Raw genomic sequence first — 26,833 nt, 5'->3', positions numbered from 1 at the left:
GGATACCGTACATAGACCGAAGGTTATTCTGTGAAGGAGGGGTCATGAGTGAAATTCTTTCGTCTACGGCAACGGATGCAATCGATACGTCCTGCGACGGAGTCGTACGGCACCCGGCCTGGGCCGCACTGAAGCAGGCGGTTGAGGTCATCCGCCCGTGGCAGCGGAAGGACGGCTCCGTCGACTTCTCCGCGGAGGGCACCCCCTCCGCCGCGGACGCGGAGCGGATCCTGGACCGGGTCATAGCCGCGATCGAGGAGCTGGCCCCGCTGCTGCCGCACGACGCCGGCTACCACAAGGCGCTCGTGGAGGACCTGCGCCGCTGGGCCGGGACCGGCTTCGGCGTCCCCGACTTCCTGGACTCGCTGCTCGCCTTCCAGCCCGCCGCCGACCGGAGGGACGGGCTGGAACACCTCGTCGTCTTCCCGATGTACACCCAGAACGGCAACCCCGACCGCAACCTCGAAGCGGTCGCGCTGCGTGTCGTCTGGCCGCAGTGGCTCGCCGAGCTGGAGCGCACCCGCTACGACAACCCGCAGTTCGTGCCGATCACCTTCCAGGACTTCACCCCCGGCTACGACACCAACTCCGCGGTGCTCTTCCCCGAGACCGTCGCCGTCCGGGAGGCCCCCGAGCGCTTCACCTGGGGAGGTATCTTCTGCGACCGCGAGGCTGCCCGCTTCCGCGCGGTCACCGAGGCCGCCGTCGGCACCCTCGGCCTGTCGCTCCCCGAGGATGCCGCCGCCCTCCTCGCCGACCAGGAGCTCGCCCAGCAGACATTCGTCCTGTGGGACATGATCCACGACCGCACTCACAGCCACGGCGACCTGCCCTTCGACCCCTTCATGATCAAGCAGCGCCAGCCGTTCTGGATGTACGGCCTGGAGGAGCTGCGCTGCGACCTCACCGCCTTCAAGGAGGCTGTGAAGCTCGAGGCCGAGGGCGTGGAGATGGGCCGCAACGTCCAGTACGCGGTCCTCTTCGACCGCCTCTTCCGGTTTCCCCTGACCGGAGAGCGGGTCCGCAACTATGACGGCCTCGGCGGCCAGCTGCTCTTCGCCTACCTGCACAAGCACGACGCCGTACGCTGGACGGACAACAAACTGCACATCGACTGGCAGCGCGCCCCGCAGGTGACCAACCAGCTCTGCGCCGAGATCGAGGATCTCTACCGGACCGGCATCGACCGCCCCAAACTGGTGCACTGGTTCGCCGCCTACGATCTCGTCGCGAGCTATCTCTCCCCGCACCCCGGCTCGGTGTGGGCCAAGGGCCCGGACGCCCTGGATCTCTCCCAGCCACCGCGTAAACTCGTGGACGACGTGCTGCCGGACGAGTTTCCGCTGAGTATGTTCTACGAGGCGCTCGCCAAGAAGCTGCGCGGAGTGATCGCCTCCACCAAGGGCATCACCACCGGCGGCCCGCTGCGGGCCGCCGCGTGAGCGAGACGGTTGAGGAGGCGATGACGATGACGGGGCTGCCGACCGAACCCAGGAGCCGCCTCGGCGGAGCGGTGATCGCGGTGGCCGGCGCCGGCGGACCGGCCGGCCGTGCGACGCTCCGCCGGCTCGCGCAGGAAGGCGCGCAGGTGATCGGTGCCGACGCCAACCCCGAGCGGCTCGCCCAGGCCGTCGACGAGGCGCGCTACGACGTCGGAGGCGCCGACATCACCGGCGACATCATCGACCTCCTCGATCTGGAAGCCACCCGCCGCTGGGCCGACCGGATCGAGAAGGACCGCGGCCGTGTCGACGGGATGATCCACCTCGTCGGCGGCTGGCGCGGCTCCGCCAGCTTCCCCGAGACGGACCTCGCCGACTGGGACTTCCTGCACAAGCTCCTCATCCGCACCGTCCAGCACACCTCGCTCGCCTTCCACGACCCGCTGCTGCGCAGCCCCTACGGTCGGTATGTCCTCATCAGCGCGGCCGGCGCCTCCGCGCCCACCGCCGGGAACGCCGCCTACTCCGCCGCCAAAGCCGCCGCGGAGGCCTGGACCCTCGCCATGGGCGACTCCTTCCGCAAGCTTGCGGATGAGCGGCCCACCGCGGCAGCCACCGTCCTGATCATCAAGGCACTGGTGCACGATGAGATGCGGGCAGAGCGCCCCAACGCCAAATTCGCCGGCTTCACCGATGTGACCGACCTGGCCGACGCCATAGCCGGCGTATGGAACCGGCCCGTAGAAGAAGTGAACGGAAACCGCCTGTGGCTCACCCCGCGCCCCTGACCGCCCCCTCGACGGACGCAGTCCGCCACCACGACCCGGAGGTCCGTGGCTTCGCCAGCGACAACTACGCCGGAGTCCATCCCGAGGTGCTCGCCGCGATCGCCCTCGCCAATGGCGGCCACCAGGTCTCCTACGGCGACGACGAGTACACGGCGCACCTCCAGGAGATCTTCCGCCGCCACTTCGGCCCGCGCGCCGAGGCCTACCCGGTCTTCAACGGCACCGGCGCCAATGTCACGGCGCTCCAGTCCGTCACCGAACGCTGGGGCGCCGTCATCTGCGCCGCCTCCGCCCACATAAATACCGACGAGTGCGGCGCGCCCGAGCGGGTCGGCGGCCTCAAGCTGCTCACCGTCACCACGCCCGACGGCAAGCTCACCCCCGAGCTGATCGACCTGGAGGCCCGGGGCTTCGACGACGAGCATCGTGCCCAGCCGCAGGTCGTCTCCATCACCCAGACCACCGAACTCGGCACCTGCTACACCCCCGCCGAGATCCGGGCCATCTGCGACCACGCCCACGAGCGCGGCCTCACCGTCCACCTCGACGGCTCCCGGATCGCCAACGCCGCCGCCACCCTCGGCGTCCCCCTCGCCGCCTTCACCACCGACGCCGGAGTGGACATCCTCTCCTTCGGCGGCACCAAGAACGGCCTGCTGCTCGGCGAGTGCGTCGTCGTCCTCAGCCCGGAGCGGGTGCGTGCCATGAAGCACCTGCGCAAGCTCTCCATGCAGCTCGCCTCCAAGATGCGCTTCGTCTCGGTGCAGTTCGAGGCGCTGCTCGCCGGTGACCTCTGGTTGCGCAGCGCCCGCCACGCCAACGCCATGGCCCAGCGACTGGAAGCGGCCGTGCGTGGCATAGCGGGCGTCACCGTCGTGCGTCCTGTACAGGCGAATGCCGTATTCGCACTGCTTCCGCGTGAAGTGAGCGAGCGCCTGCAGAAGCGCTACCGTTTCTACTTCTGGGACGAGAGCACCGCCGAGGTCCGCTGGATGTGCGCCTTCGACACCACAGAGGACGATGTAGATTCCTTCGCCGCCGCCCTGGCCGAGGAAATGGCCCACCCGATTACCTCCTGATACGAAGAATTCCGATAGGCGGGCCAGGAATCCGCCGGAAACGGACCGAAGGGTTCCGGTCAGTCCGCCGGGACCGTGAACCGGGTGAACGTGATGGTCTCGTAAGGGGATTCCACGCCCGTTTCGTAGAGTAGGCCGACGGACCGTCCGCCGAGCCCCAGCAGATCCGAGTAGCCGGCCGGGCGAGTGCTGATGGTCCGTCCGGCGGTCCAGGTCCGGCCGCCGTCCCGGCTGACGCGCACTGCCATCCTGGCCCGCCGCTGCGGGTCCGAAGGCCCGGAGTACAGCAGCGGGCCGCCGTCGGTCTGTAGCAGGCTGCCCTGGACCACCGGGCCGGTGAGATCCTTCTGCGGGCGGAAAACGCCGCTGATGGTGCGGCCGCCGTCGGAGCTGTACGCGTCAGCGCGGCCGGCCTGCGAAAAGCCGCCCTGGTCGCGCACGTTGACATAGACGCGGCCGTCCGGCAGCTCGGCCAGGGTGCCCTCGTTGAGCTTCAGCCGGCCGCCGGGAAGGTCCGCGACGTAGCCGATGTGCCAGCTGTCGCCCCCGTCGTCGCTGTACAGCGAGTGGCTGCCGGACTCCGGCCCGGTTCCGGTTCCGGTTTCGCTTGCCGTGCTGTGGTTGGCCGCTGCCAGCAGCCGGCCGGCGTGCGGTCCGCGGCGCAGCGCGATGGCGTGCCCGGGGCCGGTGGCGTACCACCTCCAGTCCGGGCGCTTGACCGCGGAGGTGATCTCGCGCGGCCGGGTCCAGGTGGCGCCGTTGTCGTCGCTGTGAAGTACGTAGACCCGCCGGTTCGGCGAGCGGCTTGTCGTGCGGCACAGCAGCAGGACCACCCGGCCGGTACGCGGATCGGCGACCGGCGCGGGATTGCCGAGGGTGTCGGCGCCGCCGTCGGCGATGACCTGGAGGCGGCCCCAGGTGCAGCCGCCGTCCGACGACCGCCGGAGCACCGTGTCGATGTCGCCGTCGTCGGCGGCGGAATTCTTCCGCCCTTCGGCGAACGCGAGCAGTGTGTTCCGCCCGGCCATCAGCGCGGCCGGGATACGGAAGGTGTCATACCCTTCGGTTCCGGATCGGAAAGGCACGGATTGTGTGCATGCGGAACGCGGCTTCGGCCCCGCTTGCGCGGATGATTCCCAGCCCAATGCTCCGGTGGCGAGCAATGCGAGACCGGTCAGGGCCCTGCCGGTTCTGAAGACATGACGCGTCATCGGCTTCCTCTGCGGCGTTGGCATCGGTCGCGGACACGCTCTCACCCGTAGTCGGGAAGTCGGGGCTGACACTCCGTGAAATAGTTGCCAATAAGAGGCCGCGCGAATAGGTGGGGCGGGTGAAGGAGCGGGGCGATGGGCAAGTCTGGCAAGGCGGAGGTGGGGGCACCTCCTGGGGGCACCTCCCGGCCGAAGGCTGGGGGCGAGGCGACGCGATGGGGGTGCCCCCTGCTCGGGCGGAGCCGAGAGCTTGGTGGGGGCACCTCCCGGACGGAGTCTGGGGGAGAGTCGTTGACCGACGACAACGCCGCCAGGCGAGAGCCATCGGCCAGCGACGCCGCCCCACCTATTCGCGCGGCCTCTAAGCTTGTCGGAGTCGGACTTCGGCCAGTTGATGAGAGGCGTTCGTGAGAGGGAGACACCGACCATGACCAGACCCACACCGCGCCGCACCGTACTGACCGCAGCGCTCGCCGTCGCGGCCGCCACCACCGCACCGCCGGCCTCCGCCGTGCCCCTGACGGCCCGCCCGGCCGGCAACGCCCGCCCGGCCGGCAACACGGACGACGCGCCCGTCGACCATCACTCCTGGACGTCCTACGCCGACTGGTGCTCCGGCACCGCCGAGGGCACCCGGCTCACCGGGCCCCGCTACGGCATCGTCATCGGCCGGCCGACCTCCACCGTCGTGTACACCGACCCGCACACCCAGCAGACCTCCTCCTGGGAGACGGCCGTCTGGACCTCCCCGGTCCGCATCCTGCCGCACCCCGCCGGCGAAGTGGTGGCCTCCTGGAACGCGGACACCCCGGCCGGCACCTGGATCCAGGCCGAGCTGACCGGGACATACACCGACGGCACCGCGACCCCCTGGTATGTGATGGGCCGTTGGGCGTCCGGCGACGCCGACATCAGGCGCACCTCCCTCGACGGTCAGGGCGACGGCAGGAGCAGCATCGGGACCGACACCTTCTCCATCGATACGCCCGAATCCGGCCTGCGCCTCGCCTCGTACCGGCTTCGGCTCACCCTCTACCGGGAGCCCGGCACCGACCTCACCCCGGTGGTGTGGCGGACCGGCGCCATGGCCTCCGACATCCCCGACCGCTTCACCGTCACCGGCTCGGTGCCCGGCGAGGGCGCCGGCGCCGAACTGCCCGTGCCCCGCTACTCCCAGGAGATCCACAAGGGGCAGTATCCGGAGTACGACAACGGCGGCGAGGCCTGGTGCAGCCCCACCTCGTCCCAGATGGTCATCGAGTACTGGGGGCGCAAGCCCACCGCCGAGCAGCTCGCCTGGGTCGACCCCTCCTACGCCGACCCGCAGGTCGACCACGCGGCCCGCTTCACCTATGACGCCCAGTACCAAGGATGCGGCAACTGGCCGTTCAACGCCGCCTATGCCGCGACGTACTGCGGTCTGAACGCCGTCGTCACCCGGCTGCACAGCCTCAATGACGCCGAGCGGCTGATCCGGGCCGGGATCCCGGTGATAACGTCCCAGTCCTTCCTCGCCACCGAGCTCGATGGCGCCGGCTACGGCACCTCCGGCCACCTGATGGTCGTCGTCGGCTTCACACCCGAGGGTGACGTGATCGCGAACGACCCGGCGAGCACGGACGACACGGCCGTACGCCGGATCTACCAGCGCTCCGAGTTCGAGACCGTGTGGCTCCGGACCAAGCGGTACAACGCCGCCGGGCAGATCCGCAGCGGCAGCGGCGGCGTCTGTTATCTCTACTGGCCGGTCAAGCCCTCTCCGCTGCAGCGCCGGGCACTGGCCGGCCTCGGGATCTACTGACCGCCGTGCTTCAACGGGCCATACCAGCCATCCCGAGGGGCGATGGCCACAGAGCCGTCCATGCCTTGTCCGGAAAAACAAGCGGAATTTAGGCTGCAAGCCGTCGCACCCGGGCGGCTACCGGAAGAAGGACAAGGCATGGGACGGCTGACCGGAAAGACCGCGCTCATCAGCGGCACCGGAGCGGGCATCGGGAGGGCGGCGGCACAGGTGTTCGCCGAGGAGGGCGCCGCGGTCTTCGGCTGCGACATCAACCCGGAGTCCGCCGCCGAGACGGTGGAACTGGTCGGGAAGGCCGGGGGCGTGATGAAGTCCCTGGCGCCGGTGGACCTGTCCACCGAGCAGGGCGCCCGGGAGTGGGCCGAGGCGGGGGTGGCGGCCTTCGGAGGCATCGACATCCTCTACAACAACGCCTCCGCCCTGCGCAACGGGCCGTTCGAGACCATGCCCGCCGAGGACTGGTACTTCACGATCAAGAACGAGCTCGACATCCCCTACTTCTGCACGCAGGCGGCCTGGCCCCATCTGATAGCCCGGGGCGGCGGAGCGGTGCTCAATGTCGCCTCCGTCGCCGCTGTGCGCGGCGCACCGTTCATGCCGATGGTGCCGCAAGGCGCCGCCAAGGGCGGTGTGCTCGCGATGAGCCTGCACCTGTGCGCGGCCGGCGCCGCGCACGGCATCCGGGTCAACACCATCGCCCCGGGCATGATCCACACCTCCGCGACCGCGCCGTTCCTGGACGACCCCGACGGGCCCAGGGCCGCGTTGGAGGCCCGTATCCCCGTCGGACGGGTAGGACAGCCGGAGGACATCGCCCGCGCCGCCGCCTTCCTCTGCTCCGAGGAGGCGGCGTTCGTCAACGGCGCGAATCTCATGGTCGACGGCGGCGACAGCGCGATGGCGGGCTGACATGGAGGCGCGCTTCGACCATGTCGGCATCAACGTGCGCGACCTGGCGGCCGCCACGGCCTGGTACCGCGAGGCATTCGGGCTCACCCCGTACTTCGCTTTCGACCTGGAAGGGCCGGGGCTCTCCGGGATCGTCCTGCAGAGTCCGCAGGGCTACCGGATCGAGCTGCTCGCCCGGCCCGGTTCGCAGCCGGGACTCCGTGCCCCCGATCCGCTGACCGCCGCGCTCACCGAGGGATACGGGCACTTCGCGCTCAACGTGCCCGAGCTGGACCCGGTGTACGAGGCGCTGGTCGCCCTCGGCGCGGGCGAGGTGATGAAACCCGGGCCGTCCCCGCAGCCCGGATTCCGGATGGCCTGGGTCACCGATCCCGAGGGCAATCTGATCGAGCTGATCGAGGCGAATCCGTAAATCATCCGAACGGGGATCCGGAAGGAAAACCAGTGTCGACAGAGGCAAAGGCGCCACTCGACCGCGGCACACTCATCGCGTGCTGCCTCGCCGTCGCCATCGCGCAGATGTGCATCACCATTCCGTCCCCCATCAACGGGGAAATCACCAGTGCCTTCGGGGCGTCCGGGTCCCAGGTCGCCTGGGTGACCTCGGCGTTCATCCTGCCCACCGCCATCCTCGAGCTGAACTTCGGTGTGTTCGGTGACCTGTTCGGGCGCAAACGGCTGCTCATCCTGGGCGGGCTCATACTCGCCGTCGGCGAGTTGCTCAACGCGACGGCGCAGGACATCCACTGGCTCTGGATCGGCCAGGCCGTGGCCGGGATCGGAGCGGCCGCCCTCTTCCCCTCGTCCCTCGCGGTGATCGCCGCGGCCACCCCCGATTCCGGCGACCGAGCCAAGGCGCTGTCCACCTGGGCGCTGAGCATCTCCCTCGCCTCCGCCATCGGCCCGCTGCTGTCCGGCAGCATCGGCACGGTGGCCGACTTCCGCTGGGTCTTCGTACCGCCGGCCGTGATCGGCGTCATCGCGGCGCTGGTCTGCTTGCGGCTGGTCACCGACTCCAAGGCTCCCCAGGGCCGCTCACTGGACTGGCCGGGACAGCTCACCATCGCCGTGGCGCTGAGCACCCTGCTCTGGAGCGTCATCGAGGGATCCGACCGGGGCTGGGGATCGCCGGTCATCGTCGTACCCCTGGTCGTCGCCGTACTGGCGCTGGGAGCCTTCGTCTACGCGGAACTGCGGTCGAAGTCGCCGATGATGAATCTGTCCCTGCTCCGTATCCCGTCCTTCGCGGGCGCGGCGGGCGTCGCGCTGGTCGGCATGCTCGGGTTCATCGGCACTGCCTACTGCGTGAGCATCCGGCTCGGCGCGGTCATGCACCTCAGCTCGCTGCGGGCGGGCATGCCCTTCGTCGTCCTGCAACTCATCCCGCTGCTGCTCGCCCCGGTGCTTTCCCGGCTGCTCAGCCAGGCCAACCCCCGCTGGATGCTCCTCGGCGGGCTGCTGCCGATGGCGGCCGGCCAGTTCTGGCTTGCCACCATCTCTGTCACCAGCGCCTCGCTGGTCTCCTTCATCGGTCCGGTGCTGCTGCTCGGTATCGGCTTCATCCTTCTGATCAGCTCCCTGACCGCCGCCGCCGTCAACTCGGTGCCCGTGAATCTCACCGGCATGGCCAGTGGGGCCACCAGCCTGATCCGGGAGTTCGGCCAGGCACTCGGTCCCGCCGTCATCAGCGCCGTGGCCATGGGCGCCGCCGGCTCCGCCCTGGTCGGCAAACTCAGCGGTGCGGCCGCCGCGGTGAACGACGCCGGCGGCCCGCTTGCCGTCGTCAACGTCCCCACGGTGGGACGGGCCGCCCAGCTCGCCGCCCGCGACGCCCTCGCTCACGGTCTCAGCCTCGGCATGGTCGTCTGCGGTTGCGCTTCGCTGGCGGGCGCGCTGATCACTCTCGTGGTGGTCCGGCCGGACGCGTCGCGCCGTGCGGCGGGCGTGGCGGCTTCCGAACCGGCCGTGGTCTGACGCCAACGCTGAAAGTGCCCTGACACCAGCTCAGACGCGGTCGAACGGCTCCGCGTACGCGAAGGCGCCCCGCAGGGCCGGCTGGTACGCGGCCAGGGGGCGGACCTGGAAGTACCCGCCCCAGCCGGGGTCCGGCGCAATGACGCCGTACTCCGTGCTGGGGCGGAAGCCGTACCGGCGGTAGTACGCCGGGCTGCCGAGGAGGGCGACGAGCGGCTCGCCGAGCGCGTCCGCGGCGCCGAGCACGGAGTGCACGAGCGCCAGGCCGACCCCCCGGCCCTGGTGGCCGGGGTGCACGCTGAGCGGGCCCAGGGCCAGGACCGGGGCGGCTCCGACGTGTCCGCGGGTGCACACCACATGCCCGATTACCCCGTCCTGGGCACCGGTCGCCACGAGCGACAAGGCGGGCAGCCAGCCGTCGCAGGTGCGCAGGGCATCAAGGAGGGTGACCTCGACAGGCACCGGAGTCTCCGGCTTGGCGAAAGCGGCCCCGGTGACAGCGCGCACAGCGGGGATGTCGGCGGGAGTCTCACGTCGGATCAGCACCGGCAAAGTCTGGGCGGCGCCCCGCGACGGCGCAAATGAATTACCGGCCGAGGCAGTGGCGCTCGTCCGGCTGCGCCCATGACCGGCCGGGCGCCGCCTGGGGCCTCGCCGGCCGTTCATGTGTGTCCGCCGTGCTGGGGGCGGCGTCGCAAGGCGCCAGAGCGCTTGCGCAGCGGCTGTGTTCGGGCCCGGACGCGCTGCGGGCACCTTCCAGCGTTAGCCGGGGGCAGCTCGTTGCCTGCTGCGGAGCAGCTGGGGTGACATCAGTTGCTCCGTAGCGGGCACGGTGGCGAGGGGCCGCTCGTGACCGGCCGGGCGCCGCCTCGGGCCTCTCCGGGCGCTCATGGGCGCCCGACGCGCTGGGGGTGCCTCCTGGTCGACGGCTGGGGGAGAGCATCGCAAGGCACTGGAGCGCGCGAGTAGCGCCTCCGTTCGGGTCTGCCGTGCCGGCGGCGGATCGGATGCGGTCGGTAGCGCCGCGAGGTGCGACCCGCCGCGTCAGCGGCAGTTCGCGACATCAGCCGCGCGGCAGCGGGCACGGTGGCGAAGGGCCGCTCGTGACCGGCCGGGCGCCGCCTCGGGCCTCTCCGGGCGCTCATGGGCGCCCGACGCGCTGGGGGTGCCTCCTGGTCGACGGCTGGGGGAGAGCATCGCAAGGCACTGGAGCGCGCGAGTAGCGCCTCCGTTCGGGTCTGCCGTGCCGGCGGCGGATCGGATGCGGTCGGTAGCGCCGCGAGGTGCGACCCGCCGCGTCAGCGGCAGTTCGCGACATCAGCCGCGCGGCAGCGGGCACGGTGGCGAAGGGCCGTTCATGACCGGCCGGGCGCCGCCTGGGCGTCCAGCGCGTTGATGATCGCCTTCGTGCCACCGTGCGAGGCATACCCGCCGTCGACGGTGATTTCCGCGCCGGTGACGTACGCGGACTCGTCCGACAGCAGATAGGCGACGAGCGGCGCGACTTCGTCAACCGTGCCAGGACGGCCCAGCGGGGTGAGGGAGAGGTGGGCCTCGGTGAAGGCGGTGGCGGCGTTCGCCATCAGCGGTGTCTCGATGTAGCCGGGGTGGACGGTGTTGACCCGGATGCCCTGGGGGCCCAGTTCGAGCGCGGCCACCTTGGAGAGACCGCGCAGGGCCCACTTGCTGGCGGTGTACGCGACGGCGTGATGCGCGGTGAGCCCGGCGACGGAACCGATGTTGACGATCGAGCCACCCGCCGGGCCCGTCATCAGCGGGGCCAGGGCCTGGATGCCGAGCATCGGACCGGTGGTGTTGACGGCGAACGCCCGGTTCCAGTCCTCCAGCGTCACCGAGGTGAGCCGGGGCCGCATGGGGATGCCGGCGTTGTTGACCAGACCGTGCAGCGGGAGGTGGCCGGCACTGAGCCACGCCACCAGGGCCGTCCAGTCACCGGGCTCCGCCACATCGAGGTGGCGGTAGTGCACGGAAAGCCCGTCGGCCCGCAGTTGCCCGGCGAGTTTCTCCCCGGCGTCGTCCAGGAGGTCGGTCGCGATGACGGTGGCGCCCTCCCGGGCCAGCAGCTCCACCTCCGCCGCTCCCTGGCCCTGGGCTGCCCCGGTCACGACGACGGTCCTGCCCTGCAGACGGCTGTGGCTCTGGCTCACGGATTCCTCCAGCGGTCGGTGCTGTCCCACCTCACGCTAGATACGGCGGAGGCCCACCGGAAATCCGTAGTGTTGATGGGTGCCATCCATCAGGCGAGGGACAGCAGCGGCGGCTGTGACGGCGCCGGCGCCGGCGTCACGACGGCACTCTCCGCGACGTCCAGCTCGGCCCCGACCCGGACGACCATTTCCCGCAGCCATCGGTGGCCGGGGTCGGTGTGCCGCTTGTGGTGCCAGTACAGGGCCTCCACCAGCGGCACGTCGGGGAACGGCGTCGGCACGATACGGCAGCCGGACAGGTGCTCGTACCGCCTGGCCAGCCGCTCGGGCACCAGGGCGACGAGATCGGTGCCCGCGATGAGCATCGGCAGGACGCTGAAACCCGGTGCGCTCACCTGGACCCGGGGGGTGATGCCGAGGGTCTCCAGCTGCCGGTCCGCGGGGGTGATGCTCTTCCCGAAGCCCGCTGCCGCGTGCGGCATCTCGGCGAGGTCGCGCAGCGAGAGGCGGCCGTCCCGCACCCGGGGGTTGTCGCGGTCGACGATGCACACGAAGCGGTCGTGCAGGACCGTCTCGCTGATCCCCGGGAGGCTGTAGCCGAGGGCGACCATCATCATGTCGTGGCAGCGCAGATACGTCTCGTTCTCGGGCTGCCCGAAGACCAGCGGGTGGAAGTCGATCCTTACGCCGGGCGCCTCACGGGCGAGCTCCTGGAGCAGCGGCTTGACGAACACCGACATGGTGTAGTCCGACATCACGACGGAGAACCGCTGGTGGCTGTGGGCCGGGTCGAACTGCTTGGTGAGGGACAGTGCCTCCTCCGCCTTGCGGAGCGTCTCCTGGACCACCGGCAGGAGCCGCTCGGCCAGCGGCGTCAGCTCGTAGTCCCGACCTACCCGGACCAGCAGCTCGTCGTTGAAGTGGCGTCTCAGACGGGCCAGCGAGCCGCTCATCGCGGACTGGCTGGTGCACAGCCGGACCCCCGCGTGGGTCACATTACGGTCCTCGAGCAGGGCCTCCAGGGCCACCAGCAGGTTGAGGTCGATCGCTCCCAGACTCATGGACGCATCCCTTCGGCCCTGAAGGGCCCGGCAGTATCCGGGGCGGCGTCGAGTGCCGATGTCGCCCCACCTGCTGCCGGGCCTCCAACCCTGTCACATCGGTGAAACGTGAGCGTAATGACCGGTTCCCGGCACGGACAGGTGTTTGAGGTAACTCTCATGTGCCGGGACGCAGAGGCGATGCCAGGTATCGCGGCGGTGAATCGCCCACCGCCTCTCGCGTCCCTCCCGTTTCAGGGGCGGGGCGTGCGTCCGCGCTTGCGGGCCCTCGGCGGGACCTGCGCCGGGGCACCGGGCAGCACGCGGTTGCTGATGGTGCCGATGCCCTCGACCGTCATGGTCACCTCGTCGCCGGGGACCAGCGGAGGGGGAGTGCGCTCGCCCACCCTGCCCCAGATCTCGGCGAGGCTGCCCCAGCCGCAGGTCCCGGAGCCGAGGATGTCGCCGGGGCGCACCCAGGTGTCCCGGGAGGCGTACGCGACCATCTCGTCGAAGGTCCAGGAGGCGTTGGCGAGAGTGTCACGGCCCAGCAGGGTGCCGTTCAGCGACACCGTCATCTCCAGGTCGAGGTAGCCGTCGGCTTCCCGGCGGTGCTCCAGCTCATCGGCGGTGACCAGCCAGGGGCCGAGGGTGTTGGCGAAGTCCTTGCCCTTGGAGAAGCCCAGGCCCAGCTCCTTCTCGGGCTTCTGCAGGTCGCGGGCGGACCAGTCGTTGAAGACCGTGTAGCCGATGATGTGCTCGCGGGCCTCCTCCGGGGTGAGGTCCTTGCCCGAGCGGCCGATCACCGCCGCGACCTCGGTCTCGAAGTCGAGCACCGAGCAGCCGGCCGGCATCGGCACACCGTCGTAGGCGCCGACGGCCGCGTGCGGGTTGGTGAAGTAGAAGGCGGGCGCCCGGTACCAGACCTCCGGTACCGACTCCAGGCCGTCGAGGCTGCGCGACACGCCCTCGATGTGCGCCTCGAAGGCGACGAAGTCGCGGATGCTCGGCGGCGTCAGCGGCGGCAGCAGCCGCACCTGCTCCACGGAGACGGCGGCGGCACGCGTCAGGGCGCGGAGGCCCTCCTCGCGCAGGGCGTCGCCGCCCTGCTGGATCAGCGCCAGCAGGGTCACCCCTTCGGGGAGCGGGTGGAGCGCGTCACCCAGGACCACTCCCGACCGCTCGGTGCCCTCGTACTCGTAGGTGGCGTAACGCATGGGTGGTCGCTCCTTCAGTGGTGCTGCCAGTGGTTGGTGTTCAGGGGGGCGCCGCCGGCGGTCAGGTACTCCGCGAACAGGCCCTTCGGGTCGCGGTCGGCACGGATCCGGCGCAGCCGCTCCCACTGCTCGTCGCCCATGAACCTGAGCTGCCGGACGCTGAAGTCGCAGTCGCCGAGGTACTGCCCCGCTGTCACCGGCTGCATGTCGGCCATCGCGGCCGCCAGCCATTCGCGCAACTCGGCGTCGCGCGCCTCGTCCTGGTAGATGACGTAGGTGGCGGAGTAGATCTCCGTCTGCAGGGAGAAGGCCATGTCGGGCAGTTCGCGCAGCGGGGCCATGCTGAACCAGATGGTGAAGGTCTGCGGCGTGGGGTGCTCGGTGAAGGCCCGGCGGATCGCCGGGACGACCTCCTCGGCGGTGCCCTGGAGCCAGGCGTTGTCCACCAGGTAGCGGTGGCCCTCGGGGTTGGCCAGGCGCTGCATGGCGAGGTGCTCGGCGAGGGGCGTGGGCTTGGCCTCGACCCGGAAGAGCGCCTGGTCCGCGTACGGATTGGCGTGCAGCGGGGCGAGCGCGGCGCGCGCCTCCTCGGGGGTGTCGGTCATCGACACTCCGGTGACGAGGAGGACCGGGCCGCCCGGGTGGCCGGGGATCGGCTCCAGCGGGGTCTGGGTGAGGGCGACGATCTCGACGAGGTCGGACACCTGGTGGTGGGTGTTGTGCAGCCAGGTCATGACCTCGTCGAAGAGGCGGAGGGGATAGGCGTGCACGGTGTGCGCCATGGCTCTGGGCAGCGGCCGGGTTCTGAGGTGGAAGCGGGTGACCACGCCGAAGAACCCCGGGCCCGCGCCCCGCGCCGCCCAGAACAGGTCGCTGTTGCGCTCGGCGTCGGCGCGGACGAGTTCGCCCTCCGCTGTCACCACGTCGATCGCGACGACGCTCTCGGCGGCCCAGCCCCAGCCCCGGGCGTTCCAGCCCTGGCCGCCCTGGAGCAGGAAGCCGCCGATGCCGACGGACGGGCAGTGGCCGCCGTTGAAGAAGCGGCCGAACGTGGCCAGGTACGGGTTGAGTTCGTCGCCGCCCTTGACCGCGGGGGCGGCGGTGGCGATGCCGGTCTCCTGGTCGTAACTGATCTCCCGGAAGCCGCCGAGATCGATCAGCAGCGTCTGGTCCCGTACGCTCCAGGCCGCCCAGCTGTGGCCGCCGGAGCGCACCGCGACCTTCCAGCCGCGCTCGGCCGCCAGCCGGACGCCCTCCACCACGTCCTGTTCGGAGCCCGCCTCCAGGACGGCGGCGGGGAGCCGGCCGGGGCGGCGGGCGTTGAAGACCCGGCCGGTGCGGGCCTGCTCGTAGGTCTCGTCGCCGGGGAGGTGGAGCCGGCCGGAGAATCGGTTGTCACGCACGGGGGCACTCACTTGAAGGCAATGGGGTTGACGGGGGCTCCGACCGCGCCGGTGACCGGCAGCGGGGCGGCGACCAGCAGGAATTCATAGACCCCGTCGGCGGCGCACTCGCCGGCCAGCCCCTCCAGGTCGAACATCTCGCCGAGCGGCAGGCCCATGTCGGGGATCGCGATCTGGTGCAGCGGGGCCATGACATGGCCGGGGAATTCGTACGGCCGGACCTCGAAGCCCCAGGTGTCGGTGGCCGCCGCGGCGATCTCGGTGCGGTGCAGCCAGCCCAGGGTGGTGAAGGACAGGCCGGGGGCGGGGCCGCCCGTGTACTCGCCCCAGTCACCCAGCCGGCGGCATCTGGCGAGCCGGCCGGTGCGGATCAGCACGATGTCGCCGCGGCGCACGGTGGAAGTGGCGCCCTGCGCCTCGATCGTGGCCCGCAGATGCTCCTCGCGGATCGCGAATCCGTCGGGCAGCTCTCTGCCGTCCTCGCCGACCACCCGGCCGACGTCAAGCAGCACTCCCCGGCCGACGAAGGCGTCCGCCATGTGCTCGATGCCGGTGACGGTGTCCCCGGAGCCGTCCACGACGGTGCAGGGGCGGCCGTTCCACGGCTGCTCGCGGTCATGGATGTGGCCGAGGCCGTCCCACCGGGTGCCGGCCTGCAAGGACATGACGATGTGGCCGGCGGCGGCGTCGACCCCGGACTCCTTGAAGCGGACGGGGCTGATCCGGCCCCGGAAGCCGCGCTGCGGGCCGTTGCCGTTGCACTCCTGGGCGAGCGATATCGGCCTGCCACGCCGTACCAGACTCGCGGCATGGGCGCGTTTGGCGTCATCGAGGAAATTGAGGGTGCCCAGCACATCGTCCTCGCCCCAGCGTCCCCGGTTGCGGTACGCGGACCGGGCTTTTGCCAGTTCCTCCTCGATCGGCCCCGATGTCATCGCTGGTGTCCCTTCGAGAGGAGTTCCATGGCATTGCCGCCCGCGATCGCCGCATGGTCCGCCGGACCGAGCCGCGCCGCGTCCAGCCGCTCCACCGGATCGGTGACGCCCATGTCGAACGGGTAGTCGGTGCCCAGCACGATCCGGTCGGCGCCGACCGCGTCGACCAGGTGCCGCAGGGCCTGCGGCGTGTAGACGAGCGCGTCGAACCACAGCCGGCGCAGATAACCGCTCGGCGGAAGCGCGCAGCCGCGGGCGTCCGGGCGTACCTGCCAGGCGTGGTCGGAGCGGCCGATGTACGTCGGCAGATAGCCGCCGCCGTGGGCCACGACCAGCCGCAGCCCGGGGAAGCGGTCCAGCACACCGGCGAAGATCAGATGGGAGAGCGCCACCGTCGTCTCGACGGGCTGCCCCACCGTGTTGCCGAGATAGCGGGTCGCCAGCCGCTCGCCGAGCGAGCACCCCCAGGGGTGCAGGAAGACAAGGGCGTCCAGCTCCTCGGCCCGCGCCCACACCGGGTCGTGCGCCGGGTCCGCCAGCTCCCGGCCGTCGACGGTGGTGGAGACGCTGATCCCGCGCAGCCCGTACTCCGTCACGGCCCTCGACAGCTCGGCGGCGGCCAGGCGCGGGTGCTGGAGCGGGACCGTACCGAGGCCGTGCAGCCGGTCCGGGGCGGCGGCACAGTGCTCGGCCACGGCCTCGTTGGTGGTGCGCGCCAGGCGTCCGGCCAGCTCCCGGCCGGCCCAGTAGTGGTGCATCGGCATGGGCCCCACGACCTGCGCGGCCACGCCCATGGCGTCCAGGTCGTCCAGCCGGGCGGCCACGTCCGTCAGTTTGGGGCGCAGCCGGGCGAGCTGGTCCTGGTTGGCGATCAGGCTCTCCGGGGAGTGCGCCAGCCGCTCGTCCGCGAGCTCCGCCGCGAAACCCGGCGCACCGGCCACCAGGGCATCCGCGGTGGGCACGGCCAGGTGCCCGTGGAAGTCGATTATCACGCGTCCGCCTGAAGGAAGGACAGCGTCTCGGACATGATCCGGGCCGGATCGGCACCGGGTGTCCCGGGGCGGATCTCCCACTCGGCCAGCTGCAACGAGTTGTCCAGCACCACCCGGACCCGGGGCATCCGGCGGGCCATGAAGTCCTTGAGCACGGTCTCCACCGGGCTGTCCCCGTCCCCGGTGAGGAGTTCGGCGAGCACCACCGCGTCCTCCGCGCACATCGCCGCTCCCTGGGCGATCAGCGGCGGGCAGGCGTGCGCGGCATCTCCGATGACGATCACCCGGCCGCGGTACCACGGACTTTCCACCAGGACGGCCTCGATCCAGCGGTAGTCCACCGCCGTGTCCTGCGGCAGCGACCGCAGGATCCGCCCCCAGGTGCCGCCGTACCCGGCGCCCCGCTCCCGCAGCAGCGCCAGCGGGGCACGCGGGCCGACCAGGGACTCGTCGAGATTCTCGTCCAGCAGATACGCGTAGCACTTGTCCGCGGAGATCGGGCTGTAGCCGGCCTTGTAGCGGGGGCCGCCGTAGTACACCTCCGCGCAGTCCATCTCGGCCGGCCGGTCCGCCACGACCCGGAAAATGCTCATGCCGACCGGCTGTGGCTTCGTCTCGATGCCGATCAGCGAGCGGATGCGGGACTTCAGCCCGTCGGCGCCGACCACCAGCTCGTAACGGCCGCCCGTGCCGTCGGTGAAGGTGACATCCACGTGCTCGGGGGACTGGTCGAAGGCGTCGGCGCTCAGTCCCAGCCGTACGGTGACCCCTGCCGCGTACACCGCGTCGCACAGCGCGTCCTGGAGCGCGGAGCGCAGCGAACCGACCGTGGCAGGGAGATCAGGGCCGCCGGTCCGGGGCGTGGGCACCTCGGCGATCAGCGAGCCGTCCGCGTGCCGCATCCGCAACAGGTCGAACGGCACCGCCTGTTCCAGCACCCTGTCGAGCACCCCGACCTCACGCAGCGCCTTGAGAGCGTTGCCGTGCACGGTGATGCCGTGCCCGACACCGATCCACTGCGGGGATATCTCAACGAGGTCGACGTCGACGCCGCGCCGGGCGAGGGCCAGCGACAGCACGCTGCCGGTGACGCCGCCACCGACGACGAGCACCTTGGAGACGGCCATGGGCGATCCTTAGAAGTCGGTTGAACGGAAAGCCGGAGCGAAGTGCTCCGCGGCCGGCGGTGCGGCGAAGCAGAGTCCGGCCTCGGCGGTCGGCCCGGCATACTCGACGATCACACGTACTCCTCGGGATCCGGGGTGGTCGAAGGCCTGGCCACGACCCTCCCCGGGCGGTCGAGGAGACGTCAACGGATGCAGTCATCGCCAAGCGGCACAGCATCCATCCGGCAGCGTGATAGGCCCTGCGGACCCGGGCTCACCACGGCCGCACCGCCGGTGATGCCTGGCATCGCGGATGGGTATTTCCGCCACCCCGCCGGGCCTGCCTAGCCTGCGGACAACCGCACCTTCCGCAGGGAGCAACCGTGTCCGACGCTTTGCCCACCCACGCCGGCCCGTTCGCGCTCGGCACCTTCGCCGCGTCCACCGGCGGCCCCTTCCCCGGCCTGGTGACCGGCCGGAGAGTCCGCGACCTGTCCGACCGCTGGGGGACCGTCCGTGCCGTGACCGAGACCTGGGACGCCTCCCTGGCCCGGCTGACCGGCCTCGCCCACGACCCCGGCGGCACCTGGCACGAGCTCGGGGCCCTGCGGATCCTCGCCCCCATCGAGCCCGGCCAGATCCTGCAGAGCGGCGCCAACTACCGCCGCCATGTGGTCGATCTCGTCGCGGCCGAACGGGAGAGCGTGCACGGCGCGACACCGCTGGAGGCCCGGGCCGACGCGATACGCATGATGGACGAACGGGCGCGCAGCGGCGTCCCGTACATCTTCCTCGGCAGCCCCCGCGCCATCTGCGCCCCCTACGACGACGTGATGCTGCCCTCGCTGGGCGAGCAGCACGACTGGGAGCTCGAACTCGCCCTGGTCATCGGCCGCGAGGGCCGGCACATCCATCGCGAGGACGCGATGTCGTACGTCGCCGGCTACACGATCTGCAACGACATCACCACCCGCGACCGGCTCTACCGGCCCGACCTGAAGGCCATCGGCACCGACTGGTTCACCGCCAAGAACGCCGACACCTTCCTCCCCACCGGCCCTTTCCTGGTCCCCGCCGCCTTTGTCCCGGACCCCTCCGATGTGCGGATCACCCTGCGGCACAACGGGGTCGTCCGACAGGACGAGTCGACCAAGGACATGATCTTCGACATTGCGAGGCTGATCGAGTACGCCTCCTCCACCACCACCCTGCGCCCCGGCGACCTGCTGCTCACCGGCTCCCCGGCCGGCAACGGCGCGCACTGGGGGACCTTCCTGGCGCCCGGCGACGTCATGGAGGCGGAGATCACCGGGCTCGGTACCCAGCGCAACGCCTGCGTCGCCGACCCGCACACCCTGTGAGGAGCACCGTGACCTTCCAACCCATCACCCATCTGCGCCATGTCGATCTGGCGGTGCCGGACTTCGACAAGCAGCGGGCCTTCTACGGCGCAACCTGGGGCCTGGCCGAGATCGGCGGCGACAACGGCATCGCCCTCTTCGCCGCCGAGGGCAGCCCCGAGCAGTACGTCGTGCGGATCCGGCGCGACCGGCGCAAGCGCATGGATCTCGTCGCCTTCGGCGCGGCGAACGCCGCCGACGTCGACGAACTCGCCACCCGGCTCACGGCTGCCGACGTGCCCGTCGTTTCCGAGCCGGGCGCGATGGACACCCCCGGCGGCGGCTACGGCTTCCGCTTCTTCGACCCCGACGGCCGCGTTGTCGAGGTCTCGGCGGGCGTCGGGACCCGTGCGCACCGCAAGATCGAGGAGCGCGAGGCCATCCCGGTGCGGCTCTCGCACTGCGTGGTGAACTCCCGGAACCCGGAGCGGCTGCGCGCCTTCTACGAGCGGCACCTGGGCTTCCGGCTCTCCGACACCCTGTACAGCGAGCACATGGGCGAGCTCATGTACTTCATGCGCTGCAGCCCCGTCCACCACAGCTTCGCCATCGCCCGCGGCCCCCATGTCTCCCTGCACCACGCCTCGTTCGAGATGCGCGGCGTCGAGGAGTACATGCGCGGCACGGGGCGGGCCCTGCGCGCCGGCACCCGGATGACCTGGGGCCCCGGCCGGCACACCGCCGGCGACAACACCTTCTCGTACTTCCACGACCCGCACGGCAACACCGTGGAGTACACCACCGAACTCGCGATCCTCGACGAGGACACCTGGCACCCCGGTCTGCACGACGTGGACGACCCGATCACCCAGGACCAGTGGGGCACGGCCGACCCGATGAGCGAACTGGTCGCCAAGGAGCAGTTCAACGACCCGGACGTGCTGTTCAGCGCGCCACCGGTCTGACCGGAAGGACACCACTCCCCATGGCCTTCAAGCCGCGTCGCGTTGTCACCGGCCACGACGAGGCAGGCGTCTCCGTCTTCCTGTCGGACGGTGCGCCCCCGGTGGTCCGTACCGCTCCCGACGGGGCGCTGTTCTACGAGATGTGGTCAACGGCGGCCATGCCGGCGCCGGTCGCCGCCGCCGAGCCCGACCCGACGCGGATCTCCCTGACGGTCCCGCCGGAGCCAGGCGGCACCAAGATACGCATCAACGAGTTCCCCCCCGGCGTGGTCTCGCCCACGCACCGTACGCAGTCCGTGGACTACGGCATCGTCCTGGACGGCGAGGTCGTGCTCGTCCTGGACGACACCGAGACGGTGCTGCGCGCGGGCGACGTGGTCGTCCAGCGGGGCACCGACCACCGCTGGGAGAACCGCTCCGGGGCGGCGGCCCGCATGGTCTTCGTCCTCGTGGACGGGGAGTTCACCGACTCGCTGGTCGAGACCCTCGGCAAGGACGTCCTCGGCTCACTGCTGCACGACCCCACGCACCCCTGACACCCTCTCTTTCGATGGAAGGCACCCGCCGTGCGTACGACTCTGAAGAACGCCGTACCGAAGGAACAGGTCACCGCCGGCCTCAGCGTGGTCCGCGAGACCGTCACCGGCGTCATCGCCGACATCCGCGAGCGCGGTGACGCGGCGGTCCGCGAGTACTCCGAGCGCTTCGACAAGTGGTCCCCGGGAGCCTTCCGGCTCTCACCCGAGCAGACCGAGAAGATCGTCAACGAGGTGCCGCAGCAGGTCATCGACGACATCAGGTTCGTCCAGGACCAGGTCCGCAACTTCGCGGAGCACCAACTCGCCTCCATGGGCGAGTTCGAGATCGAGACCCTGCCCGGCGTGAGGCTCGGCCAGAAGCACATCCCCGTCCAGGCCGTCGGCGCCTACATCCCCGGCGGTCGCTACCCGCTGACCGCCTCCGCGCATATGACGATCGTGACCGCCAAGACCGCCGGGGTGCCACGGGTCGTGGCCTGCACGCCGCCGATCCGTGGTGAGATCCCGTCCGCGACCGTGGCCGCCGCGCATCTCGCCGGCGCGGATGAGATCTGGCTGCTCGGCGGCGTCCAGGCGGTCGCCTCGATGGCTATTGGCACCGACACGATGAAGCCGGTCAACCTGATAGCCGGCCCCGGCAACGGCTACGTGGCCGAGGCCAAGCGCCAGCTCTTCGGCCAGATCGGCATCGACCTGTCCGCCGGGCCGACGGAGATCCTGGTCCTCGCCGACGCCGACGCCGACCCGTACACCGCCGCTGTCGACCTGCTCAGCCAGGCCGAGCACGGCCCGGACTCCCCGGCGATCCTCATCACGACGTCGGAGGCCCTCGCCCGCAAGGTCATCGCGCACGTCGAGGCGATCCTGCCGGACATGCCCACCAAGGACTTCGCCGGGCCCGCCTGGCGCGACCACGGCCAGGTCATCGTCGTCGACGGCATCGACGAACTGTACGAACTGGCCGATGAGTTCGCCTCGGAGCACGTCGAGGTGCTCACCGCCGCGCCGCGCCTCGCGCTGGAGCGCATGACCCAGTACGGCGCGCTCTTCCTGGGGGAGGGTACGTGTGTCAGTTACGGTGACAAGGTCATCGGCACCAACCACGTGCTGCCCACGCGTGGTGCGGCCCGGTACACCGGCGGCCTGTGGGTCGGCAAGTACCTCAAGACTGTGACGTACCAGGAGGTCACCGAGCCGGACTCCAGCGTACTGCTCGGCCGGCTGTGCGGCCGCGCCGCCCGCGTGGAGCTCTTCGAGGGCCACGCCCGCTCCGGCGACCTGCGCGCCGCCAAGTTCGGCGGCGACGCGCTGCCCTGGGCCACCGAGGGCTCCGGCTACGAGGGGACCGGCGTGTGAAGCACCCCGCCGACCCGTTGCCCGCCACCACCCTTCTGACGAAGTGCTTCGCGCCTTTTCTTTCCGGCCGCACCGCGCTGGTCACCGGCGGTGGCGGCCCCCTCGGCCGGGCGTTCTCCGCCGCCCTGGCCGGGGCCGGTGCCCGGGTCGTGCTCGTCGGCCGCAACGCCGAGGCGCTGGCCTCCGGCGCCTCGCTGGTCGAGGAGGCCGGCGGCACGGCGCGTACCGCCCGCTGCGATGTCTCCGACCCCGCCTCGGTGGCCGCTCTCGCGGCCGAGCTGGCCGGCGAGGACATCTCGGTCCTGGTCAACAACGCCGGCGTCGCCGGTCCCGTGAAGCCGCTCGTCGACATCGAACCGGGCGAGTGGGACGACGTCTTCGCCGCGAACGTACGGGGCGTCTACCTGGTCTGCCGGGCCTTCCTGCCTGCCATGATCACGGCAGGGCGGGGCGACATCGTCAACGTCGCCTCGGTCAGCGGCAAGCGCCCGCTTCTCAACCGGACGCCGTACACCGCCTCCAAGATGGCCCTGATCGGCCTCACCCGGACGCTGGCCGGCGAGGTCGGACCGCTCGGCATCTCCGTCAACACGCTCTCCCCGGGCCCGGTGCGGGGCCCGCGCATGGCCCGCAACTTCCGCCTCGAAGCCGAACTCACCGGCTCCACGGTCGAGGGGGCCGAGCGGGCCTTCGCCTCGCGCTCCGCGCTGGGGAGGCTGGTGGAGCAGCCCGAGGTCGCCCAGGCGCTGCTGGCCGTGCTGGCCATGCCCGGCTTGTGCGGTGCAGACATCGACCTGTCGGCGGGCATGATCGCGCCGGCCTGACGGGTGGACGGCGGCCAGGGTTCTTCCCCCCACCTCCCTTCACGAAACCGGGGCTCCGCCCGGACCCGCTGGGGGCTCCGCCCCCAGACACCCGGTCGCACCGGGATGTGGGAGAACGTTCCGCAAGGCGGAACGGGCTGGCACAACCGGCGCACCGGGCCGCACCGGACAACGAAACGCGTCCCGGGTCCAGGGGCGGCGCCCCTGGTTTTCGGGCACGGGCGGGTGGGAGAACGCCCCTACCCCGCCGCGCGGCGCTCCAGCGCGCCGGCCAGCAGGTTGAGCGCCGCCACCACCCGGCCCCGGTCCGGTCCGAGCCCGGCCAGCAGGTCGGCCTCGACGGCGAGCTGACGGGGGAACATCGCGTCGACCGCCTCCGCCCCCGCCTCCGTGATCGTGACGAGGGCGGCCCGGCGGTCCGCGGGATTGGGCCGGCGCTCGATGAAGCCCCGCTTCTCGAGCTTGGCCAGCGTCTTGCTGATCGCGGCCCGTGAGCATCGCATCCGGTCGGCGATCCGCCGGGCGATGAGCGGCTCGTCGTTGTGCCGCAGCTGCACCAGGACGTCCAGTTCGGGCGCCGTGACCGGCGCGGCGTCATACAGCGGCTCCAGCGCGGCCTCGTACAGCCACTGGATGCGTTTTACGGGGCCGATGACATCCATCGGCGAGATGTCGAGCTCCGGCCGCGCGGCGGCCCATTGCTCGCGCGGTGTGTGCACGGTGAAAGGGAGGGGAGGGGAGATGCGGCTCATCACTCCGACTTTTGTCAACTGGTAGACTATTAGATACTCTTCTTCCATGGTAGCCGCTCAGACCACGACCGAAGGCTGCCTGTTCGTCACGCTGGCGGGAATCGGGATGGTCTTCCCGGCCAGCATGAGTCTGGGCCAGACCCTGGGCCGGCACGCCCCCGGTACGGGGTCGGCCTTGCTGGGCGGTACGCAGTTCCTGCTCGGGGCGCTCGCCTCGCCGCTGGTGGGGCTGTTCGGCACGAGCAGTGCGACGCCGATGGCGGTCATCATGCTCGGCGCGCTGGCCTGCGCCGCCCTGTCGCTGACGCTGCTGGCCCGCCCTTGGCACGGGCACGGCGAATTCCGCGGAACCGCCCCCTCTGTTGCGGCCGCGTGAATTCCCGGCGGCCGAGGTGGCCGGCGGGAATAGCCGGCCGCCATGCTTCCGCTGACCGCAACAAGCCCAGCCCGAACCGACCACCCCCCGGGAGCCAACCGCATGTCCCGTAGCGCCGTCACCTCCACCGCCGTGCACCCGCTGCTCGCCGAGCGCTGGAGCCCGCGCTCCTTCGACCCCTCTCACGAGGTCACGGCCGAACAGCTGACCGCCCTGCTGGAGGCGGCCCGCTGGGCCGCGTCCGCGTTCAACGGACAGCCCTGGCGGTTCATCGTCGGCCGTCGCGGCGACGAGGCCCACAAGGTTCTCTTCGACTCGCTGCTGGGCTTCAACCAGCGTTGGGCAGGCACCGCCTCCGTGCTCGTCGCCGCTGTCGCCGCCGAAGTCAAGGAGGACGGTTCGCCGCACTCCACCGCCGCCTACGAAACCGGACTCGCTGTCGCACAACTGACCACCCAGGCGCACGCCGAGGGTCTGCACGCCCACCAGATGTCCGGGTTCGACGGCGACCGGCTGCGCGCGGCCGTGGGGATCCCCGAGGGTTTCCGGCCCATCGCCGTGATCGCCGTCGGCGCGCCCGCTGCCGCGGATCTGCTGGCCGACGAGAAACTCCGGGCCCGCGAGAGCGCCCCGCGAGAGCGCCGCGCCCTCGCCGAGACCTTCTTCGCCGCTTCCTGGGGGACCCCGGCGGAGTTGGTCTCAGCCGCGGGGGCGGGCTGACACCGGCTTGAGCAGCGAGCCGATGTCGAGGCTGAAGGTCGGGCGCGGGACGATTGGGTACGGCGTCGGCAGCCCGTAACCGGGTCCTGGGTACGGATTCCAGGTGGGCGGGTACGCCCTGTTCAGGCAGGAGTTCCCGTCCGCGCCGTATGTGCACCTGATGCCGGGGGGGAGCGCGGGGGAGCCGCCGCCGGAGCTGCTGAGCGCGCCCACGACGATCAGGACCAATGCCACCGCGGCGACGGCCACGGTCAGGTAGAGGTACTTCCTCTTCTCGGCCGCCGCCTCCTCGTCGCTCACCGGCGTGATGCCCACGGACGCGGGCTCCCGGCTACCGGGCTCCGGCTCCGGCCCCCCGGCCGGCACCGGCCGGCCGAGGTCCACGCCGAGTGCGGCGAGCCGGGCCCGCAGCGGCGCGAGCCCGGCCGGCGTCGCGAGCGCGTCGCGCACCAGCTCATCGAGGGCGCGCCCGGTCAGCCCGGGGCACTCCAGCTCGCTCTCCCCGCCCCACGCCGGACGCCAGTGGGCCCGGCCCGCCCCTACCAGGTGCTGCCCCACCAGCGCGCGGAGCGCCCCGTGCAGGTCACCGTCCCCCTCCGGCTCTTCGCCGAACTCCCGTGCCAGGGGGCCCGCGTGGCCGTCCCCCAGCAGCTCCAGGACGGTACCCAGAGTCGGCTGTCCCCCTTCGGTGGTACGCCGCGCGGCGCGCAGCAGGGCCGCGGCCCGCTCCTGCGCCGGGCGCCCGGCGGCCTGTTCGGCCCACTCCTGCCACGGCAGGCTCCGTGCGCCGGGCGGCAGGCCCCGTACCCGTCGTACGATCCGGCCGAGGTCCGCCGGCAGCAGCGCCGCCGCCGCAGTGCCGTCGTCCCGAGCGGAATCCGTGTCGAGGGCGGCCAGCCGGGCCAGCCGGACGGCCAGCGGGGGGTGGGAGTCGTAGCGGCCGGGCTTCTCGCCGAAGCGGGCGGCCGGGATCCGGAGCACATCCGTGTCCGCCTCCTCCAACAGCGACCGGAAGGCCAGGAACGGGTTGTCGGGGCGCAGTGCGGCGTCCTCCGCCGGCTCCAGCCACTCCTGGCTGAACCGGCGCCAGGCGATATCGGTTCCGAGCGCCGTCCGCAGCGCGAGGGCGGTCACCTCGCGCCCGGTGATCCCGGCCGCGGTGTCGTCCGCCTCCAGTTCCTGACGGCGGCGGACGGCGAAGGTCAGCCGGTGGAACAGCCACCGGTACGGCCGCAGCGGAACCGCCAGCAGATAGCCGAGGCTAATTCCTCCGTGTCTTCCCGGCACCGGGCGCAGCCGTTCAAAGGTGATCTCCATCGCCGAGGCGACCCGGTAGGCGACGCCGCCGAAACGGGTGTGCCGCCCGGCATAGTGGCCGAACTCGTGCGCCAGCACCGCCCTCAGCTGAGCCCGCGTCAGGGTCATCGTCAGCGGCAGCCCCAGATACAGCCGCCGCTCGCCGGGAAGCAGCCCCAGCAGCCATCCTTCCTCGGACACCGCGGCGTTCGCCTCGGCGGTCAGCAGCAGTAGATCCGGCGGGCTGACGCCCACCCGGCCGGCCACCTCTGTGACCGTCTGCCACAGCTCCGGCGCTGTCCTGCGGGTGACCCGGGCGGTGTGCTCGCCGACCGGAGTGGGGCGGCTCACCGCCGTCAGACCGTGCCCGATGGCGTACAGCAGCGGAACGCTTCCCACGATCACCATGAAGGTGCTGCCCGCGCTGTTGGTGCTGCCCGATCCGCCGTTGACCTGAGCCCAGAGCGCCAGCAGCAGCAATGCCACGTCGAACAGGCCCACCAGGATGACCAGGACGTAGAAGCTGGCCAGCAGCGCGAGGGCCAGCGCGGTCCGCAGCGCCTGGATCACCGTTCCTCCCCGGCTGCGGCGCCGGGCCGC

Annotated in this window: 25 protein-coding genes; 14 read left to right on the top strand and 11 right to left on the bottom strand. The window is 71.3% G+C overall.

The features are described from left to right. Positions 1-44: 44 nt before the first annotated feature. Genes FCI23_RS37260 through FCI23_RS37250 form a run of 3 tightly spaced genes read left to right on the top strand, consistent with a single transcriptional unit; the run spans position 45 to position 3,309 of the window. Entirely contained in the window at positions 45-1,442 is a 1,398-nt protein-coding gene (locus FCI23_RS37260) for a DUF6421 family protein (protein WP_136728599.1), read from the top strand. 20 nt (positions 1,443-1,462) lie between these two features. Further along, on the top strand, positions 1,463-2,230 hold the full coding sequence (locus tag FCI23_RS37255; RefSeq protein WP_211265620.1) for an SDR family oxidoreductase: 768 nt from the start codon (positions 1,463-1,465) through the stop codon (positions 2,228-2,230). Continuing rightward, a complete protein-coding gene (locus FCI23_RS37250; protein WP_246144450.1) occupies positions 2,209-3,309 on the top strand; it encodes a threonine aldolase family protein in 1,101 nt (366 codons plus the stop codon). The genes FCI23_RS37255 and FCI23_RS37250 overlap by 22 nt, the downstream gene beginning before the upstream one ends. A gap of 59 nt (positions 3,310-3,368) precedes the next feature. Here FCI23_RS37250 and FCI23_RS37245 read toward each other — a convergent pair whose 3' ends face one another. Beyond that, complete coding sequence (locus tag FCI23_RS37245; RefSeq protein ID WP_211265618.1) at positions 3,369-4,394, bottom strand: sialidase family protein; 1,026 nt, start codon at positions 4,392-4,394, stop codon at positions 3,369-3,371. Positions 4,395-4,947: 553 nt separating this feature from the next. Here FCI23_RS37245 and FCI23_RS37240 point away from each other — a divergent pair. The 4 genes from FCI23_RS37240 to FCI23_RS37225 all read left to right on the top strand — a co-directional run bounded on the left by FCI23_RS37240 (position 4,948) and on the right by FCI23_RS37225 (position 9,204). Next, on the top strand, positions 4,948-6,321 hold the full coding sequence (locus FCI23_RS37240; RefSeq protein WP_136728596.1) for a peptidase C39 family protein: 1,374 nt from the start codon (positions 4,948-4,950) through the stop codon (positions 6,319-6,321). Positions 6,322-6,459: 138 nt separating this feature from the next. Beyond that, on the top strand, positions 6,460-7,230 hold the full coding sequence (locus FCI23_RS37235) for an SDR family NAD(P)-dependent oxidoreductase (RefSeq protein ID WP_136728595.1): 771 nt from the start codon (positions 6,460-6,462) through the stop codon (positions 7,228-7,230). A 1-nt stretch (position 7,231) separates the two neighbouring features. Beyond that, a complete protein-coding gene (locus tag FCI23_RS37230; protein ID WP_136728594.1) occupies positions 7,232-7,642 on the top strand; it encodes a VOC family protein in 411 nt (136 codons plus the stop codon). A 32-nt stretch (positions 7,643-7,674) separates the two neighbouring features. Further along, on the top strand, positions 7,675-9,204 hold the full coding sequence (locus FCI23_RS37225) for an MFS transporter (RefSeq protein ID WP_246144449.1): 1,530 nt from the start codon (positions 7,675-7,677) through the stop codon (positions 9,202-9,204). Between the two features lie 30 nt (positions 9,205-9,234). On the opposite strand, the gene FCI23_RS37220 is transcribed toward FCI23_RS37225, so the two are convergent. From FCI23_RS37220 to FCI23_RS37185, 8 genes are all read right to left on the bottom strand, one after another. Next, a complete protein-coding gene (locus tag FCI23_RS37220) occupies positions 9,235-9,750 on the bottom strand; it encodes a GNAT family N-acetyltransferase (protein WP_136728593.1) in 516 nt (171 codons plus the stop codon). Positions 9,751-10,559: 809 nt separating this feature from the next. Continuing rightward, positions 10,560-11,372, bottom strand: a complete 813-nt coding sequence (locus tag FCI23_RS37215) for an SDR family NAD(P)-dependent oxidoreductase (protein WP_136728592.1) — start codon at positions 11,370-11,372, stop codon at positions 10,560-10,562. An 89-nt stretch (positions 11,373-11,461) separates the two neighbouring features. Then, on the bottom strand, positions 11,462-12,433 hold the full coding sequence (locus FCI23_RS37210; RefSeq protein ID WP_136728591.1) for a LysR family transcriptional regulator: 972 nt from the start codon (positions 12,431-12,433) through the stop codon (positions 11,462-11,464). Between the two features lie 233 nt (positions 12,434-12,666). Beyond that, positions 12,667-13,629 (bottom strand): fumarylacetoacetate hydrolase family protein, encoded by a 963-nt coding sequence (locus FCI23_RS37205; protein ID WP_136728590.1) that lies wholly within the window; start codon positions 13,627-13,629, stop codon positions 12,667-12,669. Positions 13,630-13,643: 14 nt separating this feature from the next. Then, positions 13,644-15,032 carry an FAD-binding oxidoreductase gene (locus FCI23_RS37200; RefSeq protein ID WP_136728589.1) on the bottom strand — a complete coding sequence of 463 codons (1,389 nt, stop codon included), beginning with the start codon at positions 15,030-15,032 and terminating at the stop codon, positions 13,644-13,646. 8 nt (positions 15,033-15,040) lie between these two features. Further along, the gene (locus FCI23_RS37195; protein ID WP_136728588.1) at positions 15,041-15,967 is read right to left on the bottom strand and encodes a cyclase family protein; all 927 of its coding nucleotides are present in this window, start codon (positions 15,965-15,967) and stop codon (positions 15,041-15,043) included. Next, entirely contained in the window at positions 15,964-16,959 is a 996-nt protein-coding gene (locus FCI23_RS37190) for an amidohydrolase family protein (protein ID WP_211265617.1), read from the bottom strand. Before FCI23_RS37190 ends, FCI23_RS37195 begins: the two co-directional genes overlap by 4 nt. Further along, complete coding sequence (locus FCI23_RS37185; protein WP_136728587.1) at positions 16,956-18,086, bottom strand: FAD-dependent monooxygenase; 1,131 nt, start codon at positions 18,084-18,086, stop codon at positions 16,956-16,958. The genes FCI23_RS37190 and FCI23_RS37185 overlap by 4 nt, the downstream gene beginning before the upstream one ends. 362 nt (positions 18,087-18,448) lie before the next feature. Between FCI23_RS37185 and FCI23_RS37180 the strand changes: the two genes are divergently transcribed. Genes FCI23_RS37180 through FCI23_RS37160 form a run of 5 tightly spaced genes read left to right on the top strand, consistent with a single transcriptional unit; the run spans position 18,449 to position 23,089 of the window. Then, entirely contained in the window at positions 18,449-19,426 is a 978-nt protein-coding gene (locus tag FCI23_RS37180) for a fumarylacetoacetate hydrolase family protein (RefSeq protein WP_136728586.1), read from the top strand. A gap of 8 nt (positions 19,427-19,434) precedes the next feature. Continuing rightward, entirely contained in the window at positions 19,435-20,370 is a 936-nt protein-coding gene (locus FCI23_RS37175; protein WP_136728585.1) for a VOC family protein, read from the top strand. Positions 20,371-20,390: 20 nt separating this feature from the next. Continuing rightward, the gene (locus FCI23_RS37170; protein ID WP_136728584.1) at positions 20,391-20,906 is read left to right on the top strand and encodes a cupin domain-containing protein; all 516 of its coding nucleotides are present in this window, start codon (positions 20,391-20,393) and stop codon (positions 20,904-20,906) included. Between the two features lie 30 nt (positions 20,907-20,936). Continuing rightward, on the top strand, positions 20,937-22,265 hold the full coding sequence (hisD, locus tag FCI23_RS37165) for a histidinol dehydrogenase (RefSeq protein WP_136728583.1): 1,329 nt from the start codon (positions 20,937-20,939) through the stop codon (positions 22,263-22,265). Then, complete coding sequence (locus FCI23_RS37160; protein WP_246144448.1) at positions 22,262-23,089, top strand: SDR family NAD(P)-dependent oxidoreductase; 828 nt, start codon at positions 22,262-22,264, stop codon at positions 23,087-23,089. The genes hisD and FCI23_RS37160 overlap by 4 nt, the downstream gene beginning before the upstream one ends. Before the next feature lie 239 nt (positions 23,090-23,328). Here FCI23_RS37160 and FCI23_RS37155 read toward each other — a convergent pair whose 3' ends face one another. Beyond that, the gene (locus tag FCI23_RS37155; RefSeq protein WP_136728582.1) at positions 23,329-23,841 is read right to left on the bottom strand and encodes a MarR family winged helix-turn-helix transcriptional regulator; all 513 of its coding nucleotides are present in this window, start codon (positions 23,839-23,841) and stop codon (positions 23,329-23,331) included. 46 nt (positions 23,842-23,887) lie between these two features. On the opposite strand from FCI23_RS37155, the gene FCI23_RS37150 reads away from it, so the two are divergent. After that, the gene (locus tag FCI23_RS37150) at positions 23,888-24,217 is read left to right on the top strand and encodes an MFS transporter (protein ID WP_211265616.1); all 330 of its coding nucleotides are present in this window, start codon (positions 23,888-23,890) and stop codon (positions 24,215-24,217) included. Positions 24,218-24,319: 102 nt separating this feature from the next. Beyond that, the gene (locus FCI23_RS37145; RefSeq protein WP_136728581.1) at positions 24,320-24,937 is read left to right on the top strand and encodes a nitroreductase family protein; all 618 of its coding nucleotides are present in this window, start codon (positions 24,320-24,322) and stop codon (positions 24,935-24,937) included. Here the strand turns inward: FCI23_RS37145 and FCI23_RS37140 are convergent. After that, on the bottom strand, positions 24,917-26,833 hold a 1,917-nt coding region (locus FCI23_RS37140), incomplete at its 5' end, for a M48 family metallopeptidase (protein ID WP_211265615.1). The two genes, FCI23_RS37145 and FCI23_RS37140, sit on opposite strands and share 21 nt — an antisense overlap.

Source organism: Actinacidiphila oryziradicis (assembly GCF_005047355.1).
Lineage (GTDB): Bacteria > Actinomycetota > Actinomycetes > Streptomycetales > Streptomycetaceae > Actinacidiphila > Actinacidiphila oryziradicis.
This window is presented reverse-complemented; position numbering and strand designations above follow the sequence as displayed.